Genomic DNA, 22548 nt, shown 5'->3' on the forward strand with positions numbered 1-22548 from the left:
CCTAGTCTAGTCCTTCGAGTTCATCAGCTTACCAACGTGAGCTGGAGGGTCCAGTGGGCCGTCGAACACGAGCTGGTCCAACCGCCGCAGGATCAGACCTTCACGCAGGGCCCAGGGGCTGATCTGCATGGTTGTCACACCAAACATCTCCATCGCCGTTTGCGCCACCAGCGCCCCGGCCAGCACTTGCTGGGCCCGTGGTGCGGACACTCCCGGCAGGTGCATCCTGTCCGCCGAGGACATGGCCGACAATCGTTGGGACCACAACCCCAGATCGCTCATGTGCAGGTCGCGGCGCACGTACGGTCCCATGGACGACGGCGCAGCACCGGTGATGCGGGCCAGCGCCCGGAACGTCTTGGAGGAGCCCGTGACGATGTTGGGCGGGCCGAGAAGTTTCGTGGCTGCTACCGGCTCTTTGAGTGTGGCCTTGATGTGTTTGCGCAATTGCTTGATGCTCTTTGCCGTGGGCGGGTCCTCCGCCAGCCAGTCCCGAGTGAGCCGGCCAGCGCCCAAGGGCACCGAATGCGCCAGCTCGGGTAGCTCATTGGCGCCTTGTGAGATTTCAAAGGAGCCACCACCAATATCCAGATTCAGGATGGTCCCGGCAGCCCAACCGTGCCAGCGACGCACAGCAAAAAACGTCATGGCCGACTCTTCTTCACCTGTGAGCTCCGTCAGGCGGACAGTTGTTTCATGCTGGACCCGGTCCAGCACTGCCGCACCGTTGGTGGACTCACGGATGGCTGAGGTACAAAACGCCAAAAGGTCCTTGGCTTTGTGTTGGGCAGCAAACTCCCAGGCTTCCAAAATGAACTCGATGAGCTCGCGTTGGCCCTCGTCGGTGATGTTGCCTTCGTCATCAAGGTGCTGCACAAGACTCAGGGGCCGTTTGTGTGAGGCGTAGGGCACGGGCTTGGCCCCTGGCCGTGCGTCAACGAGGAGTAAGTGAACGGTGTTGGAGCCAATGTCGAGTACGCCTAATCTCATATGCCCATTATGGGGTGGCAGGTGGAAAAGTAAAATACTCCACCCCCGGCGCACCGTCATCACTGCCCTCACGGACTACGCCCGGGCACGACGGCGGCCGCGGAAGGTCGACGTCGTGCCCGGGTGTTGCGGGACTGCTACTCCGGTACCCAGAGCGGAGCCAGCACCCCGGCTCCGGTGAGGCTGTCGCAGCGGGTCAGTTGCCGCTCAATCCGCCGGAGCGCGCATTGCGGGGAAACCGATACCTGCGTGACGTGGGTTGGTGTTCCCGGGTCCAGTTTCGCTTGGGCCGGGGCGGGTACGGCTGTGGCCAGCAGTAAAGCTGCCGCCACACCGAGCCACCGTGGCCCTTTGTGTGCAATAGACATGATCTTGTTCTCCTTAAACGGTGCCATCCTGATACCACCACTGTGCTCTCCAGGACTGTCACACAACATCAGGGGTTGCCCCTGATAAAGTCACCTTCCATCCTCAGATTCTTAGGACACGGCCGGCCAGAAGTGGGAAACTGGTGAGGTGGACGGAACCGCAGCTGCGCTCGGGGAAGGGCTCGTTGGACTGGCCACGGAGCTGGCTGCCATCAAGGCATTTTTGGACGGCGCGGCAACCGGAGTATCGGGCACGCTGCTTGTCACCGGCGATGCTGGCGTGGGCAAGACTTTCTTGGTGCAGCAGGCCTGCAGCACGGCAGGGTCCTCGCCGTGGATCTTCGCAGGCGCCGCCCTGCCGCTGGCCTCCATGACGGTTCCTTTCCTGCCCTTGCGATCCGCCTTTCGCCACGCCCCCAGCATCGATGGCGTGGCGCGTCCCCTGCACGGTGTTTCCGGAGACTCACGCCCCGACGTCCCCGTCGCTATTGACGCGTGGCTTGAAAACCTCTGCGCGCTCCGGCCCGTGGTGTTGATCGTTGATGACCTACATTGGGCGGATGCGAGCACCCTAGATGTGCTGATGTACCTCATCGCAGGGCCGTCGGAACGCCGTTTGGCAATCATCGCCACGGTGCGCAACGGCGAGCTCTGGGACGGGCACCCGCTGGTGCGCTGGCTTGCAGACATTCGCCGCCTGCCCCGGGTGGGCTGGCTGGCGTTGGGGCCACTGGACCGGATCGACACGGGAGTCCAGCTGGCCGGGTTGCTGGGCGCACCACCGCACCAAAGTCTGGTGCAGGAAGTCTTCACCCACACAGCCGGAAATGCCTACCTCAACAAGCTGGTGGTGGCCGATGTTCAAGCCGATGCCCGCCATCTGCCAATTGAATTGGCAGCCGACCTCAAGTCGGCCCTGCTGCGTTCGTGGACGCTCCTGTCCCCCGACGCCCAGACGATCACACAGCTCTTGGCGGTCGCCGGCAGGCCCCTTCGTGCCCGGGATCTGGAGGCCGTCATGGCCGCCACGGAACTAACTCCGGCCGCCCTGCCACTTCTGCACGAGGGCGCAAATGCGGGCATCTTGGATTGCGAGCCGGACGCCACACACTGGTGGTTCCATCATCCCCTGATTGCGGAGGCTTTGCTCCAGCGGATGGACGGCGACGCCTTCAAGCACTGGCATGCAGCGTTTGCGGTTTTCCACGAAGACTCACTGGCGGGCGCGAACAAGCCCGATTTTCAGGACCTTGCCGCGTTAGCCGAGCACCACCACTTTGCTGGCCATATTGAGGAAGCCTACGTGTGGGCGCTGCGTGCAGCATCGGCCGCTGGAGATGCAGGCGGGACCGCCGAGATGGTGCGCCTGCTCCGGCGCGCCCTCACCTTGCGCGTCCGGCTGCCGGACGCACCGGAAACCTTTGAGGACTTATGGTCCAGCTTGCGCACGGTGGCAGAGGAATCGGGTGCCCAGGCCGACGAATTGGAGGCTGTGGAAGCCCTTCTGGCCCTGGTCGACGGCGGTGCCCGCCCTCTCGACAGGGCCGAACTTTTGGTGCGCCGCACGCTGCTGCGCTACGCCACCGGGCGGTCGTTTATGGATCTTGAGGACACGCGCACGGCCGTGCGCCTGTCCGCCGTGGCCCCAGACAGCTGGCAGTATGCGCTGGCGCTGGCCGAATTCGCCCATGCGGGCCTGTGGCACGGCTCCCCTGGCGCCGCGGAGCAGGCCGGTGAGGCGCTCAAGGTGGCCGTGGCTGCCAGCCACCCGCGTGCCCTGAGCTATGCCTTGACGGCGAACGCCATGGCTGCCCTGGACGACAGTCGGGCGCAGGACTGCAGGGAACTTGCCGGGCAAGCCGTGGCTGCCGCTGTCCAGGCCAGAGATTTTTGGGCGTATGTCCATGCCACGCTCTGGCAGGCAAACGCCACAGCAAGCTGGACCAGCCAGCACTATGCCGATCTTATGCGTGCGGGCCGGGCGCAACTGCTTGCCCTGGGCGCACCGCACGCATACGTTGCCAAATTGGCTGCCGACGAGGCCAGCAGCTATCTGGTGATCGGCAGGTGGAGGGAGTGCACAGAGGCGCTTCGAGTGGCCCATGGATCCGATCCGGGTGTCATGGCCGACGTCGACTCCCGCCTCACGGGGGCCCGGCTGGCCGCTTTGCAGGGCAGAACGGGCGAGGCGGAGGCGCACTTGGCACGCGCCGACGAGCTCTACGCCGCCAAGGCGGAGTTCCTGAACTTGGGTTTTGACGCCATCCGGGCCGAGGTGTTCCTTGCCGCAGGGAATCCCGCCGCCGCCCTGGTGGCTGCCATGCGGGGCGCCACCGCAGCAGGGATGCAGCCCACCATGTGTGAATGGTTGATTCCTCTGGCCGCCCGCGCCCTTGCCGATCTGGTGGGCAAGGCCCGGGACGAGGGTTTGCCCCCTGCCCAGCACCTTGCCCTGTTGGATGATTTGGTGCAGCGTTTCCCCCAAGTCCTGCAGGAATCCGGGGACACCACCGAGGCGTACCAGCAACAGCTGGCGGCCCTCAACCTCCTCTACGACGCTGAGGTGGGCCGTGCCAGGGACGGCAGCAACAATGCCCGGCAATGGAGCGAGGCCGCCGATGCCCTGCACCTAGTTTCGTTCCTCTGGGAAGCGACTTACGCCTGTTGGCGTGGCGCGGTGTCGCTGCTGCTTCATGCCCATGCCCACCGGACAAAGGCCGCCTCGTTGCTGCGCCGCGGACTTGACCTCGCGGCGGAGCTGCAGGCTGCTCCCCTCCAGGAGCTGCTGGCCGACCTTGCCGCCAGGGCTCGCATCGACACCACGACTCCGGCGGTGCCGGACATGTCTGGGCAGTGGCCGGATCTAACGCCGCGCGAACGGGAAATTCTTGGCTACGTCATTGCAGGGCGCACCTACAGCGAAATTGCGCGGACACTGGTTATCAGTGAGAAAACTGTCAGTTCGCACATCTCCAACTTGTTGCGCAAGAGCGGTGCCGCAAACCGCCTTGACCTGTCCCGGCTGGCAACCCGCCGGGCCGGGGCAGAGCAAAGGCCGCCCAGCGTGCAAAGCAATAATTGAATTTCATTGCACGGCGGCGGTTGCTCATGGCCACAACGACGCCAAGCGGGCCCATCAGGGGTGGCTTGTGAAAAAGTGAAATATCCGACGCTAAGGTTTTGCCGAGCGCCGTAGCGGCCTGTATTTGCCGGGTTTGATCTTGTTGGTGCGTGGCCAGGTGTAATCGCCGGTGAGGTTGATGTGTTCCCAGCCCAGGGGTGAGAGGAACCGCAACAGCTCAGGGTCGGTGGCATTGCCCTCTTACTTCAAGGTGGTGACGGTTCGGTCGAGGTAGACCGTGTTCCAGAGGACGATGGACGCTGTGAGAAGATTCAGCCCCGAGGCTCGGTAGCGCTGCTGTTCGAAGGATCGGTCGCGGATCTCTCCGAGTCTGTTGAAGAAAACGGCCCGGGCCAGGGTGTTTCGGGCTTCGCCCTTGTTGAGCCCGGCCGTGACCTTGCGGCGCAGGTGATGGTCTGCGTGTTGATGGTGCCGCCGATCAGCGGCGCCAAGGTGGCAAGCTCCGGATCGTTGGTGGATGTGTAGAGGCTGGTGTCGGATATTCGACGAATTCACAAGCTACCCCAGTGAGGCGATCCTGGAGCAGCGGCCGGCGACGAGGGGGTCATGGGTCGCTAGAAGGATCGCTTTTCCCGCGTCGGCGAGCATCTGGAGTTGGTCAAGTACAGATGCGGCGGAGTCCCCATCCAGTGATCCGGTGGGTTCGTCCGCGATCACGATGTCGCAGGATTTTAGCAGCAGGCGGGCGATGGCAACGCGTTGTTGCTCGCCACCCGATAGTGTGTGCACGCGCCGCTTCTGAGTCCCCGGTAGCCCCACCTGTTCCAAGGCTGCACCTATCGCGTCGGCTGCAGAGGTGCCCGGCTTGGTGTATGCCATGGCCACTCGTAGGTTCTCGGCCACGGTCGCTCCGTCGATCAGTGCGTAGTTTTGAAACAGGTAGCCCAGTGTGTGACGACGAAGGAGCAACGCTGCCTTGCTACCCGGCGCTGGTGCTGGCCGCTGGGCCAGTGATACGCTCCCAGCGTCGGGGGCTTCGAGGAGGCCGACGAGGTTGAGCACCGTAGACTTGCCTGACCCGCTGGGCCCAGTGAGGGCCACCATCTCTCCAGCGTTTACGTGGAGGTTGAAATCACGGAGTACGACGTGATCTCCGTATCGTCTGGTGACAGATTCCAACTGTAAGCTCGTTTGAGTCATCGTTAGCCTTCCTTTAAGCCCGTGCTTAGTGATCGGCGTTCTGCAGCCGTGATCGCCACTAGGATCGCCATGGTCTGGGCGGCTAACACTGCTGCGCAAGCTAGTGCCACGGTCGGTGCGGTAGCTCCTTGGCCGTCGCTAGTGACTGGGCCGGCAATGGATAGCGCCGCGGCCGTTAGGATCACTTGCGCAGCGAGTGATGCGCTGAGGATAAGAAGGACTTCTCGGTTGGCGCGAAAGGTTCCGTGTCCGTGCAGGCGTCGAATAGCCCGTGCGCGGTTGAACCTGTCGGCCAACATGAGCACGACGGCCACTGCGAGGCCCGCGACGGCGAGGGCGGAAGCACCGGCAACGGCTGCGGTCCGGTTCAGCCCCTCCTCGAGCTCGCTGAGGTTTTGCAGGGCGGCTTCATCTGGTGTCACCAGATAGCGAAGGTTGTCATCGAGGTGCAGGTTGTGGAGTGTCGGTTGCAGCTCGGTCAGGGTACGAGCGGAATCGCCGTTCACCTTAACCTTGAGTGATGTGCCCAGGAATCCGGTGACTGCGTTAAAGCGGTCGATGGTAAGGCTATTAGAGGGTGTCATGATCTCGATGATGGGATCGGTGACCATGCTGCGGTGGGTAGGTGCGACCGCTGGGTTGAACGTGAATACCTGCTGGCCGGGTTCGGTCCAAATGATGCGCACGCGCTGATTGGCGAAGCGCTCTGCAGGGGCGCCAACGATCCGCGTTTCCCCTTGGTAGGCGCCGTCTCGTTGCGCGTTGCCGGTGCGTCGTACCTCTAACATGTCCTGAAGCATCTGACTGTTCGCCTTGTACTTGGCGGGAACGGCCACTATCCATTCCTCCTCGGATGGCGGTACCGAAATAGCCTTCCCAGCCTCATCATAAACCGGGTACTCCTGCAGGTAGTTGGTGTTGACGCGTATCGACGGAGGGAATGGACCCTGGTCGATGGGGCCTTGCTGGGGGTCGACCACTTCGTAGGCAGTTGCGTCGATGTAGAGTGCTCCACGGGAGTCGAGCAGGGTGTACAGCTCGCGTGCCTCGGAGATGGTCGAAGCGTTGCCGCCGCTCGTCAGTTCCACCGCGTCGTCGCCGACGAGGCGAGGGTAGAAGACCGCGTAATCACGGTTGCCCTCTTCTGCACGTGCTAGCTGTCGCTGGGTCGTCAGGTCGTCCCGCTCGGTCCACAGGTGGGCCAGGCTGGCCGACAAGACGACGCCGCTACATGTACTGGCCAGGAGGAGGACTCCGAGCGCAGCCTTACCGGCAACCGGAGCGGACTTGACGAGGTCGCTAATTCGAACACCGCGAATCACGAGATTGGCTGCCACAATTGTCGCGCCCAAGGTGGCGAGCGAAAAGGCAGTGAGAGCGCCAAGGGCGGCGACACGCAACTCCCAGTCAGCTCCCGGGAGCACCGACAGGACGGCCAGAGACGCGACGGCTGAGGCTACGGAGACGATGCATTGGAGGCGACCGACCACCGCGAACCAGATCCGGCTGGTGGAGTAGCCGTTGAGTCGCAGGACGCCGATACGGCGCCCATCGCGGAGGAGGATGTACAAGGCCAGCAAGAACGTGGTGACCATCAGGAGCAGCGTGATACCGGTCAGATTCACCGGAGACTCCTGCGGAAGGGCAGCGTCGCTGGGGCCGCTTTGCAGGTCGCTGGCCGACACGGGTAGACCCGCCGCGGTCAAGCTGGCCGCGACAATGTCGAGAAACTGTTGTTGCAAGGCCGGGGTCGGCGCCTCGATAACATACTTACCTGCGGCCGGAAGTGTCTTGTAGGCGGCGGGAAGGCCCAAGACGGTGACGTCGTAGGCGTTGAGCAGTACCGAGGGCTCGCCGATGACCGAGACGCCGGGTGGCTGCTTCATGGTTGAGACCGCCACCGATGCGCTGTTCAATTCAGCGCTGTCCTGCCAGCGCCCGCTGGTGAGGTTGTAGGCGTCGAACAGTGCCGTTGTTGACTGTTCAAGCAAGACGTACTGCGTGGCCACCGTGCGATTGCTGGCGGTGATCCCCACAGATGTACGCAAGACGTTCGAGTGGGTGGTCTGGGCCGCCTGGGTGAGGATCGACAACGTCAGAGTTGGGTCGGCACCCGGCCCAACATCAGGCCAGGTTATGGTGACCCCGACCTTGCTAACAGCGGTCTGCTCGTCGGCGCGGCGGTTCTGGATGTTCGCCACCAGAGTCAAGGCGGACACCATCGCCGTGACCGCCAGCAGGGCTAAGACAAAGAGCAGTCGACTGCGCACGTTTCTCCCGGTTCTCCATGGTGCCTCGCGCCGTTTGAGCGCTGCACCGCATAGGCAGGCTCCCGGACGCGCAACGGCGCAGAGATGCGCGTCGGGCAACCGGGAGCCTGCGTTAGTTTCACGTCACTCAAGCCCTCGAGGACTGGCCTACGAACTCATGGCTGCGTGCTGGCTCAGCTGGCCAGTACGCAGGCGCGCTCAGTAGGTGTTCCAGTACGACTGGCAGCCGCCGGTGAAGAACCCGTTCTTGGTGACCGAGGAGTTCGCGTACAGCGAGGGGTCGGCGAACTTCTTGCTGTTCCCGTCGCCGAAGATAGTGGTGGCACTGTGGTAGACCGAGTTGTGCACGTAGTTGGAGAAGCAAATGTCGTTGGGGAACGCCGCGGCCCTCCTGCCGTAGGTCCAGGTCCCACCCCCGGCTTTCTTCGTGGTGACGGCGAGTGGCGTCACCGTCCCGGGCTTGGGCTTGGTGACGTCGCTGACGGTCGTCGTGCCCCGCTCGGTCACGACGGCCGAGCCGCCGTCCTTGGCGACCGGAGCGCCACTGCCTCCGGCAACTGCTACCCCCGCCGTTGCGGCGAGAGTAAGACTGACTGCTGCGCCGACGAGCACGATTGTCCGGCCGATTCGAGATGTACCCATGATCTATTCTCCTTCGAGTTGGTTCGCTGTGGTGGCGCGGTGATGCTGAGCCACTCCGGTCCTTGTGGCCGCGGCGCCTGAGACTGGTGTGTGTTCCGACACCAGGTTGTGGTCGCGCGATTCGTTCCCTGCGCGAGAGCTTCGACGTCAGTCGGGGGTGTAGGGGCTGATCTCCAGCTGGTCAGCTCCGTGATCGTGCAATGCCTTGACGACACGCTGTGTGGCGATGAAAGCAGAGTTCTGATATGTCTGGCCGTAGAGGTTCTGGATGTCAGTCCCCGGGGACGGATCGGTCGCGAAGCCGGTGTATCCCTCGACAGGCGAGCCGGCGTGGTCTCGAACCTCGACCTCGAAGGTTCGGTAACCGGTGACCTCAGCGGCGCGAAGTGCCTCGATGAAACGAGTGGAGGCAATCTTCAAAGCTATCCCACCGGTCCACAGCAGGTCACCGAACTTCTTACCTCCGTTGTAGGGAGCAAGCCAAACCGGGAACGGAAGTTCTTCAGGACGCCAGTCCTCGATGAACGGGTAGACACTGGTGACACCGTCGGGCATGTACCAGGGATCTCCGGTGATCTTCGGCTTACCTTGTCCGTAGACGTCGAGCCACACATCGTTGCGTCTTGATCTGGCCCCTATGCGAACCCACTCGGACAAGCCCTCGCCTTTCAGCAACGGTAGTACCTCGCGTAAACGGCCGTAATCGACGTGTTGAACTGAAGCACGGTTGCCTTCGTCGCGTTCAGGTTCTGGTCTTTCCATCTCTGCCAGTCGCGGTTGTACGCGGCGGCCAGAGAGGAGTGGTTGTTGGCCACCCCAGCAGTCGAAACCCACCACAGACCGTAACTCGGGTCGTGGATCTGAATGCCCTTAGCGCCGAAGTACGTTTTGAAGGTTTGAGGCATGGTGTGGTGTGCCTGGCACCGCGACCCGGGGTCGTAACCGGTTCGCTGGATCAGGTTGTACCGAAAATTCGCAGCCGTAGGCGGCCTGTATGCTGCCGCCGCCATCAGGGCCGTGTCTTGATCCTGGGTCGCGTCAACGGTGGTGACGCCTACCGTTGTTTCCGACGTGAGCGATGAAGCGGACGCTGCTTGGCCTGACATCCCGACAACTACTGCCATCAGGAAGGCAGCAATCAACGTCCAAAACTTACGGATTTTCATGGGGTCCCCTTGCCCTATGTGCCGTGACGATCGCTATCAATAATCACCGACGACATGAATCTATCCATTGCGCTAGGCGCTACACAAGTGCTTCCTGGAAATACGTCGCTTCAGGCCTGGGCGGCCTCTTCGCGCGGTTCTTAGGGTGGCTTGTGAATTCGTCAAAATCTGCACTAAACCTACGCAGCGTCCGGTAACGATCGTTAGCGAGACACTCCAAAATCGGTTTTGGGAACCGCGGAACCACGCGGCCAATTTTGTAACGCTTTCCGTGTACGCGCCTATGTAACGCCCAGCAGGGTTGGTGATACATTTTGGTGATGCGAATCGGATACGGGCGTGTCTCCACACGCGACCAGCACCCCGAAGCCCAACACGACGCCCTGCGCGCGGCCGGCTGCGAGCAGGTGTTCCTCGACACCGCCTCGGGGAAACTCGCCCGCAGGCCCGAATTCGACAAGGCGCTGCTCTCGGCCAACAAGGTCGGGGACCAGCTCGTCGTCACCAAGCTCGACCGGCTCGGCCGTTCGTTGGAAAACCTCATCGACCTGTCCAAGACGCTGCAGGAACGCGGCGTGGACCTGGTGGTCCTGGACCAGGGCGTCGACACGTCCACGCCCGCCGGGCGGATGTTCTTCCAGATCATCGGCTCGATCGCCGAGTTCGAACACGCGCTCATGTCGGAGCGGACCCGCGACGGGCTCGCCGCAGCCCGGGCACGCGGGCGGACAGGCGGGCAGAAACCAAAACTCGGCCCGCGCCAGGTCAAGCTGGCCCGGCAGATGTATGAGGAAAAGGACGCCGACGGGAAACGTGCCCACACCGTGGAACAGATCGCCCAGGAATTCGGCGTCACCCGGCCCACCATCTACCGGCACCTGGCCAAACCATGAACGGTGAGCCATGCTCATCACCGTGCCACGGCACGTCCGTAGACCACGGCCATCCAACCGGAAAGGACTTCTGAAGTGGCCCTACGATCCTTGCTCACGGCTGCCGAGCGCAGCCAGGTCCTGGCAATTCCCACCAATGAAGAGGACCTGTCGGCCCGCTACACGCTCGGCGAAACGGACATGTCATTGATTCGGCAACGCCGCGGAGATGCCAACCGGCTGGGCCTTGCCATCCAGCTCTGTCTGCTGAGACACCCAGGAATCACTCTGGCCGAAGACACCGAAGTGCCCCCTGAACTGGTTTCCTGGATGGCAACCCAGCTGGGCATCTCGGTCGAGGCCTGGGACGAATACGGGACACGTGAGGAAACGCGGCAGGAACACGGACGGGAGATCCGCGCGTATCTGGGCATGTCCACGTTCGGAATCGCGGATTTCCGCCAGCTCGTGGGACACGTGGGCGAGGTGGCCGTGCACACGGACAAGGGCCTTCTCTTGGTCGAAGCGGCGCGGGACTTCCTGCAATCACGGAAGGTCGCCTCGCCCGGAGTGGGGGTCATTGAAAGGGCCTGCGCGCAGGCCCTGACCAAAGCGAATCGGCGAATCCACGCCACAATTTGCGGCCACCTCTCTGTCGAGCACCGGCGGCGCCTGGACGGGTTGTTGCTTCGCCGCCCCGATAGTTCCTTGACCGAAATCGGCTGGCTGCGGCAGGCCCCGTTGCGCCCCAACGCACGGGCGATGAACGAGCACATCGACCGGCTCACGACCTGGCGTGCTCTTGGTCTTCCCTGGGCCGCAGGCAAACTGGTGCACCGGAACAGGTTGTTGAAGCTGGCCCGCGAGGGCGCATCGATGACGGCGGCGGACCTGGCCAAATTCGAACCCGGACGCAGGTACGCGACCCTCTTTGCCTTGTCCGTGGAAAGCATGGCAACGGTCACCGACGAAATCATTGACTTGCACGACCGGATCATGGGCCGGATCATTCGCACCGCCCAGAACAAGCAAAACCAGAACACCCTGGCCTCCCGTGCCACCGTAACGGCCATGATGCGCATGCATTCGAAGCTCGGCGATGCCCTCATCGAGGCCAGGGAAACCGGCGAGGATCCCTTCGCCGCGATCGAAACAGCGATCGGTTGGGAATCCTTGGCCGAAAGCATAGCCCAAGCCAAGGAGCTCACCCGGCCGGCCCTCGAAGACCACCTCGCCCTCGTCAGCTCCCACTTCACCACGCTACGCCGCTACACCCCGGCGTTTCTTGCCGCCCTGGACCTGCAGGCAGCCCCCGCCGCACAGGACCTGCTGGCCGCGATCAATGTCATCCGCACCCTGAACACCTCAGGCGCCCGTAAGATCCCGGAGGATGCACCCATTGCCTTCATCAGGGCCCGGTGGAAGCCCCTGGTCTTCACCGAAACCGGCACCGACCGGGGTTTCTACGAGTTCTGCGCCCTCGCGGAACTCAAGAACGCGCTTCGCTCCGGGGACATGTGGGTCACCGGCTCCCGCCAATTCCGCGACTTCGACGACTACCTGATGGCCGGCTCCGACTACACGGCCATGAAGAACGCCGGGGAACTTCCCTTGGTCACGGCCACCGGCGGCGAACGCTATCTCGAGGACCGCCTCGCCCTGCTCAGAGAACGGCTGCACCAGGTCAACGAGCTTGCCTCCCGCGACGAACTGCCCGGGGTGCTGATCACGGCCAACGGCGTGAAGATCACCCCGCTCGAGACGATCGTCCCCGCGCACGCCCAACCCCTGATCGACCAGGCCAGCGCCATGTTCCCGCGAATCCGGATCACCGACCTGCTGATGGAAGTCGACGGTTGGACCGGGTTCACCCGCCACTTCACCAGCCTCAAGTCAGGCCAACCCTCCAAGGACAAACAACTCCTGCTCACCGCGATCCTGGCCGACGGAATCAACCTGGGCCTGACGAAAATGTCCGAGTCATGCACCGGCGTCACCTACGCCCAACTGGACCGCCACCAGGCCTCCTACATCCGGGATGAAACCTACAGCGCCGCCCTGGCGGAACTGGTGAACACCCAGCACGGGCATCCCTTCGCCACACACTGGGGCGATGGCGCCACCTCGTCCTCGGACGGGCAGCGCTTCCGCGCCGGCAGCCAGGCCGAATCCACCGGGCACGTGAACCCCAAATACGGTGCCGAGCCCGGACGGCTGATCTACACGCACGTCTCGGACCAGTACTCGCCCTTCCACAGCAAACTCATCAACGTCGGGGACCGCGACGCGACCTACGTCCTGGACGGGCTGCTCTACCACGAATCCGACCTGGCCATCCAGGAGCACTACACCGACACCGCCGGGTTCACCGACCACCTCTTCGCCCTCATGCACCTGCTCGGCTACCGGTTCGCACCCCGGATCCGCAACATCGGCGACACCCGCCTCTACACACCCACCAACGACGCTGAACTGTCGACGTTGGCTCCGCTGATCGGCGGCACCATCAACACAAAAACCATCACCGCACACTGGGACGAGATCCTCCGATTAGCCGCATCCATCAAGACCGGCACCGTGACCGCCTCCTTGATGATGCGCAAACTTGGCGCCTACCCACGCCAAAACCGACTCGCCACCGCACTGCGGGAACTGGGCAAACTGGAACGAACACTCTTCCTGCTGGACTGGCTCCAAGATCCCGACCTGCGCCGCAAGGTCACGGCCGGACTGAACAAGGGGGAAGCACGGAACACCCTGGCCCGAGCCGTATTCTTCAAACGTCTGGGAGAGATCCGCGACCGGTCCTTCGAGCAACAGCGCTACCGGGCCTCGGGGCTGAATCTTCTCACCGCGGCCATCGTTCTCTGGAACACGGTCTACCTCGACCGCACCATCACCACCTTGAATCAGGAAGGCAACACCACGGACCCTGAGCTGCTGCGGTTCCTCTCACCCTTGGGATGGGAACACATCAACCTCACCGGGGATTACACCTGGCCCCGCACCAACAATATCAAACCCGGCAAATACAGGCCCCTACGGCGCTCGACAAAACCTTAGCGTCGGATATTCTACTTTTTCACAAGCCACCCCCATCAGTGCGGTTTCTCCCCACAATGCTGTGGTGGTGCCTTTGCTGGCCGTGGACCTGGCCGCAGCCGGCCAATGTTGGGGACAACAAGAACTACGTTGCCGGGGACGGAACGGTGAGCGAATACGGGGCCGACGACCGCCTGGCGCCGGTACAGTTCACCGGCATGCTCTACGATGACAGCCACGTCGACTTCGCCGGGGCAGGCGTGACATTTTCCGGCGTGAACATCCGGGACGAAAAGGGCACGGCCATGGCCTTCGAACGCAATTTCAAGCTCAGCCACCCCAGCATTGCTGACAAGGACGGCGGAGTGTTGCTGGCGCTGGCCGCGCTTGTGGCGCCCACCTCTGTCCCCACCACACTGGTCCTGGACAAGCAGGGCCGCGTCGCCGCACGGATCGTCGGCGTTGCCCAAAAGGGCACGCTCAAGGACCTGGTCACCTCCGCCCTGGCAGAAGAGTAAGAATCCGGCGCAAACGCCAACAGCCCCGAACATCGGCTGATGTTCGGGGCTGTTGGCGTTACGGCAAAGCTACTTCTTGGCCGGCGCCTTCGCGGCAGCCTTCTTCGCGGGGGCCTTCGCGGCGGCCTTCTTGGCCGGTGCCTTCTTCGCAGGCGCCTTGGCGGTGCGTTTGACGGGGCCCCGTTCGCGCTTGTCAGCCAGTAGCTCGACGGCGATCTCCCGAGTCAGCTCCTCCACCTCGGTTCCGCGTGGAACCGTGATGTTGGTGACGCCGTCGGTGATGTAGGGGCCAAAGCGGCCTTCCTTAACCACAATGTTCTTCCCTGAGACGGGGTCCTCACCAAACTCGGCCAACGGTGGCACGGCTGTGCGGGCACCACGCTGCTTGGGCTGGGAGTAAATTTCCAGCGCCTGCTCCGGCGTGATGGTGAAGATTTCTTCCTCAGTGCCGATGGAACGGGAGTCCGCGCCCTTCTTCAGGTACGGGCCAAAGCGGCCGTTCTGAACCGTGATCTCAACACCCTCGGCATCTGTGCCCAGCACGCGAGGCAGGCTCATGATGGCCAGCGCCTCATCGAGCGTGACAGTGTCCACAGTCATGGTCTTGAACAAGGAGCCGGTGCGCGGCTTGACCTTGACGGGCTTCTTCGGGGGCTTCGGCTTGCCGTTTTTGTAGTACTCGACCGGCTGATTGGCGATGTCCTCTTCGGTCATCTCCGGGATCACCTCGGTGACATACGCGCCGTAGCGGCCGTTCTTGGAAACGACTGTGTGGCCGCTGACCGGGTCAACGCCCAAGACGCGTTCCTCCGGTGCTGCCGTGTCCATGAGTTCCTGCGCCTTGGCGGGCGTGAGCTCATCGGGGGCCAGATCCTCCGGGACGTTGGCGCGGGCAGCTTCAATAATTTCACCCGTTTTGGGGTCCACAGTGGGAACTGTGCTCTCCAGGTACGGACCAAACTTGCCCACGCGCAGCACCAAGGTGTCTGTGATGTGTATCGAGTTGATCTCGCGGGCATCAATTTCACCCAGGTTGTTCACAATGCTCTGCAGGCCGGCGTCGTGGTCGTCGCCGAAGTAGAAGCGCTTGAGCCAGTCCGAACCCTTGTCCTGGCCGTTGGCGATCTTATCCAGCCCGGTTTCCATGCCGGCCGTGAACTCGTAGTCCACGTAGTCGGTGAAGTGCAGTTCCAGCAGGCGCACCACCGAGAACGCAATCCAGCTGGGTACCAGGGCCGAGCCCTGCTTGCGGACGTAGCCGCGGTCCATGATGGTGGACAAGGTGGAGGCGTAGGTGGACGGGCGACCAATGTCGCGCTCTTCCATTTCCTTGGTCAGGGACGCTTCGGTGAACCGCGGCGGCGGGGAGGTGTCGTGGCCGTTGGCCGCAACATCGGCGGCGCTCAGCGCATCGTTTTCCTTGACGTTGGGCAGGCGGCGGTCCGAGTCATCGGAGGCGTTGCGGGACTCATCCCGGCCCTCCTCATAGGCGGCCATGAAGCCCCTGAAGGTGATGACAGTACCGGAGGCCGAGAACTCGGCGTCTTGGCCGTCAGCGGCACCGCCAATAGCCGTGGCACCCAACTTGATGGTCGCCGTCGAACCCTTGGCGTCAGCCATCTGGGAGGCAACTGTGCGCTTCCAGATCAGCTCGTACAGTTTGAACTCGTCCCCACGCAGGGCGCTGGCCACCTGAGCCGGGGTGCGGAAGGAGTCACCGGCGGGGCGGATGGCCTCGTGCGCTTCTTGGGCGTTGGAGCTCTTGTTGGCGTAGACGCGCTTGGTTGCGGGCACAAATTCGGGGCCGTACAGTTCCGAGGCCTGGCGGCGGGCGGCATTGACTGCCTCATCGCTCAAGGAGGATGAGTCGGTACGCATATACGTGATGTAACCGTTTTCGTACAGGCGCTGGGCGGTCGACATTGTCGATTTAGAGGAGAAGCGCAGCTTTCGGCCGGCTTCCTGCTGGAGGGTCGACGTCGTAAACGGCGGGGCGGGGCGGCGGGTGTAGGGCTTGTGCTCCACCGAGCGGACGGCAAACGCCACGTCCTGCAAAGCAGTTGCGAGCGCCTTGGCGGCAACCTCGTCCAGGTGGGCAACGTTCTTGCCCGTCAGCTCACCCTGGTCGTTGAAATCGCGGCCCGAGGCAACCCGGCGGCCATCCACGGCAGCCAACTTGGCGCCGAAGGACTCACCCGTTGCGGGGCTGAACGTGCCGGCCAGGTCCCAGTAGTTGGCCGAACGGAACGCCATGCGCTCACGCTCACGCTCCACCACCATGCGGGTCACCACTGACTGGACACGGCCTGCGGAAAGCTTCGGGGCCACCTTGCGCCACAGCACCGGGGACAGCTCGTAGCCGAACAAGCGGTCCACCACGCGGCGGGTTTCCTGTGCGTCCACCAGGTCGGTGTCCAGTTCGCGCAGGTTCCCCATGGCGCGCTGCAGGGATTCCTTGGTAATTTCGGCAAAGGTCATGCGGTGCACGGGCACCTTGGGCTTAAGCACCTCAAGCAGGTGCCACGCGATGGCCTCGCCCTCGCGATCCCCATCAGTTGCGAGGTAGAGTTCGTCGGCGTCCTTGAGCTGCGCCTTGAGCTCGGCCACCTTCTTCTTCTTATCCGGAGACACCACGTAGTAAGGCTTGAAGTTGTTCTCAAGATCGACGGCGAACTTGCCGATCGAGGACTTCTTCAGCTCCGCGGGGAGTTCGGAAGGCTGCGGCAAGTCACGGATGTGCCCAATGGAGGCTTCGACGACGAAACCCTCGCCCAAGTATTTGGCGATCGTCTTGCTTTTGGCAGGGGACTCGACAATCACGAGCTTTTTGCCGGTCTTGGGCTTGCTGGCTGCTGCCTTGCTGGGCACGGTACTCCTACTGGGAAGGAAAGGGGGACGAACGGCGTCCTCAAGAGCCTAGTTCACCATATTTTTACCGTGAACGCGTATTGCTGGGGAAACTGGGTCCAAAATTGATGCCCCGGTCCGGGTGCCCGGGGACCGCTCGGCCGGGGCACGACCCCTAGGCTTGCCGGACCTCAGCGCCCTTGATTCTGCTGCCGCGAAGGCAGCCGCCGCGCCGGGGTGGGTGGCTCGGCAGCGCCGCCCACCTTCGACTACCGGGTGCCCAGAATCACGGCGGTGGTACCGCCACCGGGCTAGGCCGGGATCAGGAATCCGTCCTTGACAAGGTTGCGGACATCACTGTTGAGGGAGTGCGCGAATTCCTCGTCGTCGCGTTCGAGCAGCACGGCGAGCGCGCCAACTATTTGGCCAACACTCAGATCGCCGTCGCACGCCGAGACCAACCCGGCCAGCTCGGTGCTCATGAGATTGGTCCGACGCAGCCCGGCACCTTGGCGGAGCAGGATGACGCCGGGGTGTTCGGCGCCCGGCTTTTGGTGGCGCTCCTCCGTGACGTCCTCGGCGACCAGGAGATATACGTGCTCGATGTCGGGGTGTTGATCCAACCACTGCTGCCGGTCCAACGCAGCGGCCAGGTGCGGGCCTACAGGCTGTTCAATGGGGTACAGAATTTCCTCAAAGTTCGTGGTGATGGCCGTTTCATGCGGCGCTGGCTGGCGCAACAAGATGTAGCCGAAGCCGATTCCTGTGACGTTGCGAGAGGCGAAATCAAGGAGATACTGCTCATAGGCGTCGGCGTAGGCCTGTGAATCGCGGCCCTGCGAGGCGTCCTGCAACCACGTTTCGGCATAGCCGCCCGGGCTGATTTGTTCACGCTGAATGAACCACGCGTCGGTGCCCGGGGCCAGCCACCGCTCGGGGCGGGCCTGCCAGAGGGCTGCCGTGCCGCCGTCGGGCGTCTCCTGCGCCACAATCTCCCAATTGCCCAGCATCTGCGCCACACCGCCTGGTACCAGGACACCGGGCAGCTCGCGGACCAGCGACTCCACAATGGCGTCGCCGGCGAGCCCACCGTCGCGGTAGGTGAACTGCTCAGCGCTGCTCTCACCGCCGTGCCGCGGCGTAATGACGAACGGCGGGTTGGAAACCACCAGGTCAAAACGTTCACCGGCCACCGGTTCCAGCAGGCTGCCCAGGCGCAGGGAGACGCGTGCTTGTTGGTTGTCCGGGTCAAAATCGGTGGCATTCAGGCCCAGCTCCGGGGCGTTGAGGACAAGGTTGAAGCGGGTGAACGCCAGGGCCCGTGCCGAAATGTCTGTGGCCACAACAGTTTTGGCGTGCTGCAGGAGGTGGAACAGCTGAATCCCGCAACCCGTCCCCACATCCAACGCCCTGTCCACCTCACGGCGAATGGTGCCCTGGGCCAACGTCAGCGACGCCTGGCCAATGCCCAGGACGTGGTCCTTGCGCAGCACACCGGGACGCTGGTGGGCGCCAAGATCGCTGGCCACCCACAGGTTCGTCTCCGCGGCACCTTCGGCCGCCGCGGGCCAACCATAGGGGCGAAGGTCGACGGCGGCCCGAACCATGCCTGGCTCCGGCGCGAATTCGATCAGACCCAGGTGCACGAGGGCGTCAAGGCCTGTCGCGGGCAGTGCCCGGGCGAGCTGATCCGCCGGAAGGTGGTTTGCGAGCAGCCAAAGCTTGACCACAGTCGCCAACGCGTCCTGATTGTTGCGCAGCGCCAAGGCGGCCGGAACTGTCTGGTCCCGGGCCAGCGCCTGGTTGGCGTCCCCGCCAAGGAGCTCCGCCACGCCGTCGACCGTGTAGTTGATAGCGGTGAGGTCTGCGGCCAGGGCGGCAAGGAGGGCCGGGTTGTCACTGCGAGGGGCGTCGGGGACGGTGCTGAAGTCAGTCATTTGACTAGCCTACCGAGTGGCAGCGGCGGGGTCGGGGGTACAATCGACGCATGCAGACTCGTCAGCAATTTACTTGCCCTCGGCCGCCTTTGGCCGCATGGGCTGCTTCGCTGACGCGCTGAGTCCATCCGGCAGCGGTTGAGGGGTTCCCGCCCACCGCCTCCCGGATACCAAAGGATTCACCCATGCACACCTATCTTTCCCCCTCTGCCCTGCAATCAGCGCTTTCCATCCCTGATCTGAGCGAGCCTTCTACCGGACACGCCATGTCAGCGATGCTCGCTTCGGTTACCGACGCCCTCGCTGCGCTCTGGGGCGTGCCCGTTGTCGAGCACCGGCCCAGCCCGCTGGTCTCCGTGCGCGATAACTACGACCGGCTAGGTTTCAGCCCCACAGACATCACCCGGGATGCTCGGTACTCCCGGCAGGTCAGCCCCACAGTCATGCTGCGCAGCCACACCTCCGCCGGAATGCCTGCCGTGCTGGATTCCCTGCGCCCGGAGTTGGGCCACTATGACACCTTGGCGGTATTGCCGGGGCTGGTGTACCGGCGCGACGCCGTGGATCGCACCCATGTGGGCACGCCGCATCAGGTGGATTTATGGCGGCTGCGTTCACGCGGGCTCCTGACAGTGCCCGATCTGACGGCCATGCTCGGCACAGTGGTTGAGGCTGTCCTGCCGGGCGCTCGCTGGCGTGCAGTGCCCAGTCCCCACCCGTACACCACTGCCGGCGTGCAACTGGACGTCCACGTGCGCGGGGAATGGCTGGAGCTGGCCGAAGCCGGGTTGGTGGCCGCCAATGTGCTGCGCGCTTCCGGGCTTGATCCGCGCCGCTGGTGCGGGCTGGCGCTGGGGATGGGCCTGGACAGGGCCCTGATGCTGCGCAAGGGCATTGACGATATCCGACTGTTGCGCTCCGCCGATCCACGCGTTTGTGCCCAGATGACGGGGTTGTCGCCGTACGTGGCCGTTTCGCTCATGCCGCCGGTGCGCCGGGACTTGTCCTTGGTTTGCGCGGACGACGTCGATGCTGAAGTTTTGGGGGATGCGGCCCGTTCCGCTTTGGGTACGGAAGCCGACGTGCTGGCCGGGTTGGAGGTACTGGCGCTCACCCCTGCCTCCGGGCTTCCGGAAAGTGCCGTGGTTCGGTTGGGGATGGTGCCCGGCCAGGCGAATGTGCTGGTGCGGTTAACCCTTCAGTCCCTGGAACGGACACTCACCTCTGCGGAGGCCAACATGCTACGAAACTGCGTCTATACGGCCTTGCATGAGGGGCCCCACGCGGAGCTGATCGACGTGTGAAAGGACCCCGGCTGTGTTTGGGAGGAGACACCTGGGCCCCTGTCTCCGAGGGCCCCGGAACGCAGACGCGCCAGCGGCTGTGTTCCGGGAGGAGACACCTGGGCCCCTGTCTCCGAGGGCCCCGCTGCGAGCTTGCGAGCAGTGGGAGGAGACAGGGACTATGCGGTGCAGCCTTGTGGGCACTGAAGGGTTTCCGGGGCGCTGGCGCATTCTGCGCAGTAGAGATTAAGGTTGCGGCAGCTGGGGTTGGAGCAGTTTTCGAACTTATTGCTGGGATTGTTGCATCGGATGCAGTGGCCGACCTCCTTGGCCTCGTCACTGAACTCCATATGCATGCGCTTGTCGAAAACGTAGAGCGAACCTTCCCATAGGCCCTTGTCCTTGAAGGTCTCACCGTAGCGAACGATCCCGCCGTCCATTTGGTAGACCTCTTTGAAGCCGCGGTTGACCATGAGCGAGCTGAGCACTTCGCAACGAATTCCGCCGGTGCAGTAGGTGACCACAGGCTTGTCCTTGAGGTCGTCGTACTTGCCCGAATCGAGTTCCTTGATGAAGTCGTGGGTGGTGTCGACGTCCGGGACTATGGCGTTTTTGAACTTGCCGATTTGGGCTTCGAAGGCGTTGCGGCCGTCAAAGAACACCACTTCTTCGCCCTTAGCCTCTTTGTCAGCAACGAGTTCGTGGAGCTCTTCGGGCTTGAGGTGGGTGCCACCGCCCACCACGCCGTTTTTATCGACCTGGAGTTCGCCAGGGGCGCCAAAACTGACAATTTCTTCGCGTGCCTTGACGCTCAGGCGCGGAAAGTCATCTCCTGTACCGTCGGACCATTTGATGTCCATGTCCCTGAAACCGGGGTATTCACGCGTGGTTTTCAGGTACTGCTTGAGGTCCCGAATGTCGCCGCCAACGGTGGCGTTAATGCCGTCCTTGGAGATGATGATGCGGCCCTTGAGGCTGAGTTTTTCGCACAGGGCACGCTGCCAGAGCTTGATGGCTTCTGGATCGCTAAGGGGAGTAAAGCCGTAAAAGAGCACAATTTTGTTCAAAGACACATGTTAAAGACTACTTTGTGCCACCAAATGACCCCCATCTCACACCCCAACCCGGCCGTGGGCATAGGCTAATACCATGATGGATCGTGCCACAGAGCTGCAGCGGCATGTGGCTGCATGGGTTACCGCCTGGACTTCACTGCGCAGCTACCAAGTGAGCGCCGGACCGGGCTACGTGGCGGCCTTGCGACTGGACCGCAACGGAGATTGGGAATACTTCATTGCCGCACCCACCCCTGCCGCCTTTGCCACCGTCGCAGCCGAGGTTGTCAGCTCACCCCGGCGGGCCCTTTGCGTCATCGGCAGCGATGTGCACGGCTACGTAAAACAAGCCCATAGGGCCGGCCTGGGGATGATTTCCAACTCGGAGCAGCTGATGATCCTCGCCATTGAGTCCCAGGACAATCAGGACCCCTTTCTGGCCGACCCCGAGTTGTCACTGGTGGTCAAGGAAATTGGTGGCAAGCATAGCGATACGGCTTGCCAGGCCCGCTTTTCAGCGGCCATTCTCCGTGGACAGAAAGTTCTGGCCAACGGCAAGGTGGGCATTTACGGTGACTATGCCGTTTTTGATCAGCTGGAGACCCACGCACAACACCGACGTCGCGGATATGGCATGTTGCTCATGCGGGCGCTGACGGCCAGAGCCCTGGAACACCCGGTCACCACAGGGCTGTTGCTGGCCAGCACAGACGGGCAGCGGCTGTACCACAAGCTGGGGTGGCGCAGCCTAGGTTCGGTGACTGTTTTGGTGCCCCGGGCACGGCTGTTGGAGATGGCCGCCAATTCCTAGCTCGCCCGGCAGTGCGTTACGGGCGCACCGGCGGCGTTGCAGATCCTGCGGCGCGCCGGGCAAGGCGCTTTTTCAAGAAGATCAGGGGCAGGAGGATTGCCCCCAGCGTGGTGGTCACCCAAATCACCAAAGCCGCCGTGATCCACGTGGTAAATCCGTTGATGTGCAAGCCACCGGGAAACATCTGCGCCAACACGAGCGACACCAGCGTTGAAATCAGCCCGATTCCCCCCAGCGCGGCGGGGACGTAGCGGTTAGTGATACGTGCAATGAAGGGTGTCAGAATCGACTGGGACAGGGCAAAGACCCCCACCGCCACAATGAATCCGCGCCATTCAAGGCCGAAGTCGGGCAGGACCCATGAGGCCACCAGCAGGCCCAGTGCCGAGGTGCCCAGGTAGATCGCTGCTCGAATCAGAAGAATTATCATGTGCGTAAGTATAGGAATGGAAATCCACTCTGGAC

The 22548-nt window shown here is 63.1% G+C and carries 17 protein-coding genes and 1 pseudogene; 6 read left to right on the forward strand and 12 right to left on the reverse strand.

Annotated features, from left to right (window positions below):
* Positions 1 to 6: 6 nt before the first annotated feature.
* Together ACX80E_RS00955 and ACX80E_RS00960 are read right to left on the reverse strand one after the other, a co-directional pair.
* Complete coding sequence (locus ACX80E_RS00955; RefSeq protein WP_459299631.1) at positions 7 to 990, reverse strand: Ppx/GppA family phosphatase; 984 nt, start codon at positions 988 to 990, stop codon at positions 7 to 9.
* A 137-nt stretch (positions 991 to 1127) separates the two neighbouring features.
* Positions 1128 to 1358 (reverse strand): hypothetical protein, encoded by a 231-nt coding sequence (locus ACX80E_RS00960; RefSeq protein WP_459299633.1) that lies wholly within the window; start codon positions 1356 to 1358, stop codon positions 1128 to 1130.
* Positions 1359 to 1506: 148 nt separating this feature from the next.
* Between ACX80E_RS00960 and ACX80E_RS00965 the strand changes: the two genes are divergently transcribed.
* Complete coding sequence (locus tag ACX80E_RS00965) at positions 1507 to 4440, forward strand: helix-turn-helix transcriptional regulator (RefSeq protein ID WP_459299635.1); 2934 nt, start codon at positions 1507 to 1509, stop codon at positions 4438 to 4440.
* Between the two features lie 90 nt (positions 4441 to 4530).
* Here ACX80E_RS00965 and ACX80E_RS00970 read toward each other — a convergent pair.
* From ACX80E_RS00970 to ACX80E_RS00995, 6 genes and pseudogenes are all read right to left on the reverse strand, one after another.
* Positions 4531 to 4887: pseudogene (locus ACX80E_RS00970) on the reverse strand (Tn3 family transposase); the annotation flags it as partial.
* A 111-nt stretch (positions 4888 to 4998) separates the two neighbouring features.
* On the reverse strand, positions 4999 to 5640 hold the full coding sequence (locus ACX80E_RS00975) for an ATP-binding cassette domain-containing protein (RefSeq protein WP_459299637.1): 642 nt from the start codon (positions 5638 to 5640) through the stop codon (positions 4999 to 5001).
* A 2-nt stretch (positions 5641 to 5642) separates the two neighbouring features.
* Entirely contained in the window at positions 5643 to 7910 is a 2268-nt protein-coding gene (locus ACX80E_RS00980) for a hypothetical protein (RefSeq protein ID WP_459299639.1), read from the reverse strand.
* Between the two features lie 198 nt (positions 7911 to 8108).
* Complete coding sequence (locus tag ACX80E_RS00985) at positions 8109 to 8552, reverse strand: lactococcin 972 family bacteriocin (protein ID WP_459299640.1); 444 nt, start codon at positions 8550 to 8552, stop codon at positions 8109 to 8111.
* Positions 8553 to 8699: 147 nt separating this feature from the next.
* Positions 8700 to 9209 carry a hypothetical protein gene (locus ACX80E_RS00990; RefSeq protein ID WP_459299642.1) on the reverse strand — a complete coding sequence of 170 codons (510 nt, stop codon included), beginning with the start codon at positions 9207 to 9209 and terminating at the stop codon, positions 8700 to 8702.
* Positions 9210 to 9220: 11 nt separating this feature from the next.
* Positions 9221 to 9718: a hypothetical protein gene (locus tag ACX80E_RS00995; protein WP_459299643.1), complete on the reverse strand. Its 498-nt coding sequence runs from the start codon at positions 9716 to 9718 to the stop codon at positions 9221 to 9223.
* Positions 9719 to 10038: 320 nt separating this feature from the next.
* Between ACX80E_RS00995 and ACX80E_RS01000 the strand changes: the two genes are divergently transcribed.
* The 3 genes from ACX80E_RS01000 to ACX80E_RS01010 all read left to right on the forward strand — a co-directional run bounded on the left by ACX80E_RS01000 (position 10039) and on the right by ACX80E_RS01010 (position 14150).
* Positions 10039 to 10611, forward strand: coding sequence for a recombinase family protein (locus tag ACX80E_RS01000; protein ID WP_459299645.1), 573 nt, complete (start codon positions 10039 to 10041; stop codon positions 10609 to 10611).
* A 75-nt stretch (positions 10612 to 10686) separates the two neighbouring features.
* The gene (locus ACX80E_RS01005) at positions 10687 to 13653 is read left to right on the forward strand and encodes a Tn3 family transposase (protein ID WP_459299647.1); all 2967 of its coding nucleotides are present in this window, start codon (positions 10687 to 10689) and stop codon (positions 13651 to 13653) included.
* A 56-nt stretch (positions 13654 to 13709) separates the two neighbouring features.
* On the forward strand, positions 13710 to 14150 hold the full coding sequence (locus ACX80E_RS01010; RefSeq protein ID WP_459299649.1) for a TlpA family protein disulfide reductase: 441 nt from the start codon (positions 13710 to 13712) through the stop codon (positions 14148 to 14150).
* Between the two features lie 69 nt (positions 14151 to 14219).
* Here the strand turns inward: ACX80E_RS01010 and topA are convergent, their stop codons facing one another.
* Positions 14220 to 17018: a type I DNA topoisomerase gene (gene topA / locus ACX80E_RS01015; RefSeq protein ID WP_459299651.1), complete on the reverse strand. Its 2799-nt coding sequence runs from the start codon at positions 17016 to 17018 to the stop codon at positions 14220 to 14222.
* A 290-nt stretch (positions 17019 to 17308) separates the two neighbouring features.
* On the reverse strand, positions 17309 to 18934 hold the full coding sequence (locus ACX80E_RS01020; RefSeq protein ID WP_459299653.1) for a DUF7059 domain-containing protein: 1626 nt from the start codon (positions 18932 to 18934) through the stop codon (positions 17309 to 17311).
* Positions 18935 to 19119: 185 nt separating this feature from the next.
* Between ACX80E_RS01020 and srmL the strand changes: the two genes are divergently transcribed.
* Positions 19120 to 20238 (forward strand): PheS-related mystery ligase SrmL, encoded by a 1119-nt coding sequence (gene srmL, locus ACX80E_RS01025; RefSeq protein ID WP_459299655.1) that lies wholly within the window; start codon positions 19120 to 19122, stop codon positions 20236 to 20238.
* 158 nt (positions 20239 to 20396) lie between these two features.
* On the opposite strand, the gene trhO is transcribed toward srmL, so the two are convergent.
* A complete protein-coding gene (gene trhO, locus ACX80E_RS01030; RefSeq protein ID WP_459299657.1) occupies positions 20397 to 21290 on the reverse strand; it encodes an oxygen-dependent tRNA uridine(34) hydroxylase TrhO in 894 nt (297 codons plus the stop codon).
* Positions 21291 to 21366: 76 nt separating this feature from the next.
* Between trhO and ACX80E_RS01035 the strand changes: the two genes are divergently transcribed.
* A complete protein-coding gene (locus tag ACX80E_RS01035; protein ID WP_459299659.1) occupies positions 21367 to 22083 on the forward strand; it encodes a GNAT family N-acetyltransferase in 717 nt (238 codons plus the stop codon).
* A 16-nt stretch (positions 22084 to 22099) separates the two neighbouring features.
* On the opposite strand, the gene ACX80E_RS01040 is transcribed toward ACX80E_RS01035, so the two are convergent.
* Positions 22100 to 22513, reverse strand: coding sequence for a phage holin family protein (locus tag ACX80E_RS01040; RefSeq protein WP_459299661.1), 414 nt, complete (start codon positions 22511 to 22513; stop codon positions 22100 to 22102).
* Positions 22514 to 22548 lie beyond the last annotated feature (35 nt).

Source organism: Arthrobacter sp. TMN-49 (genome assembly GCF_054511095.1).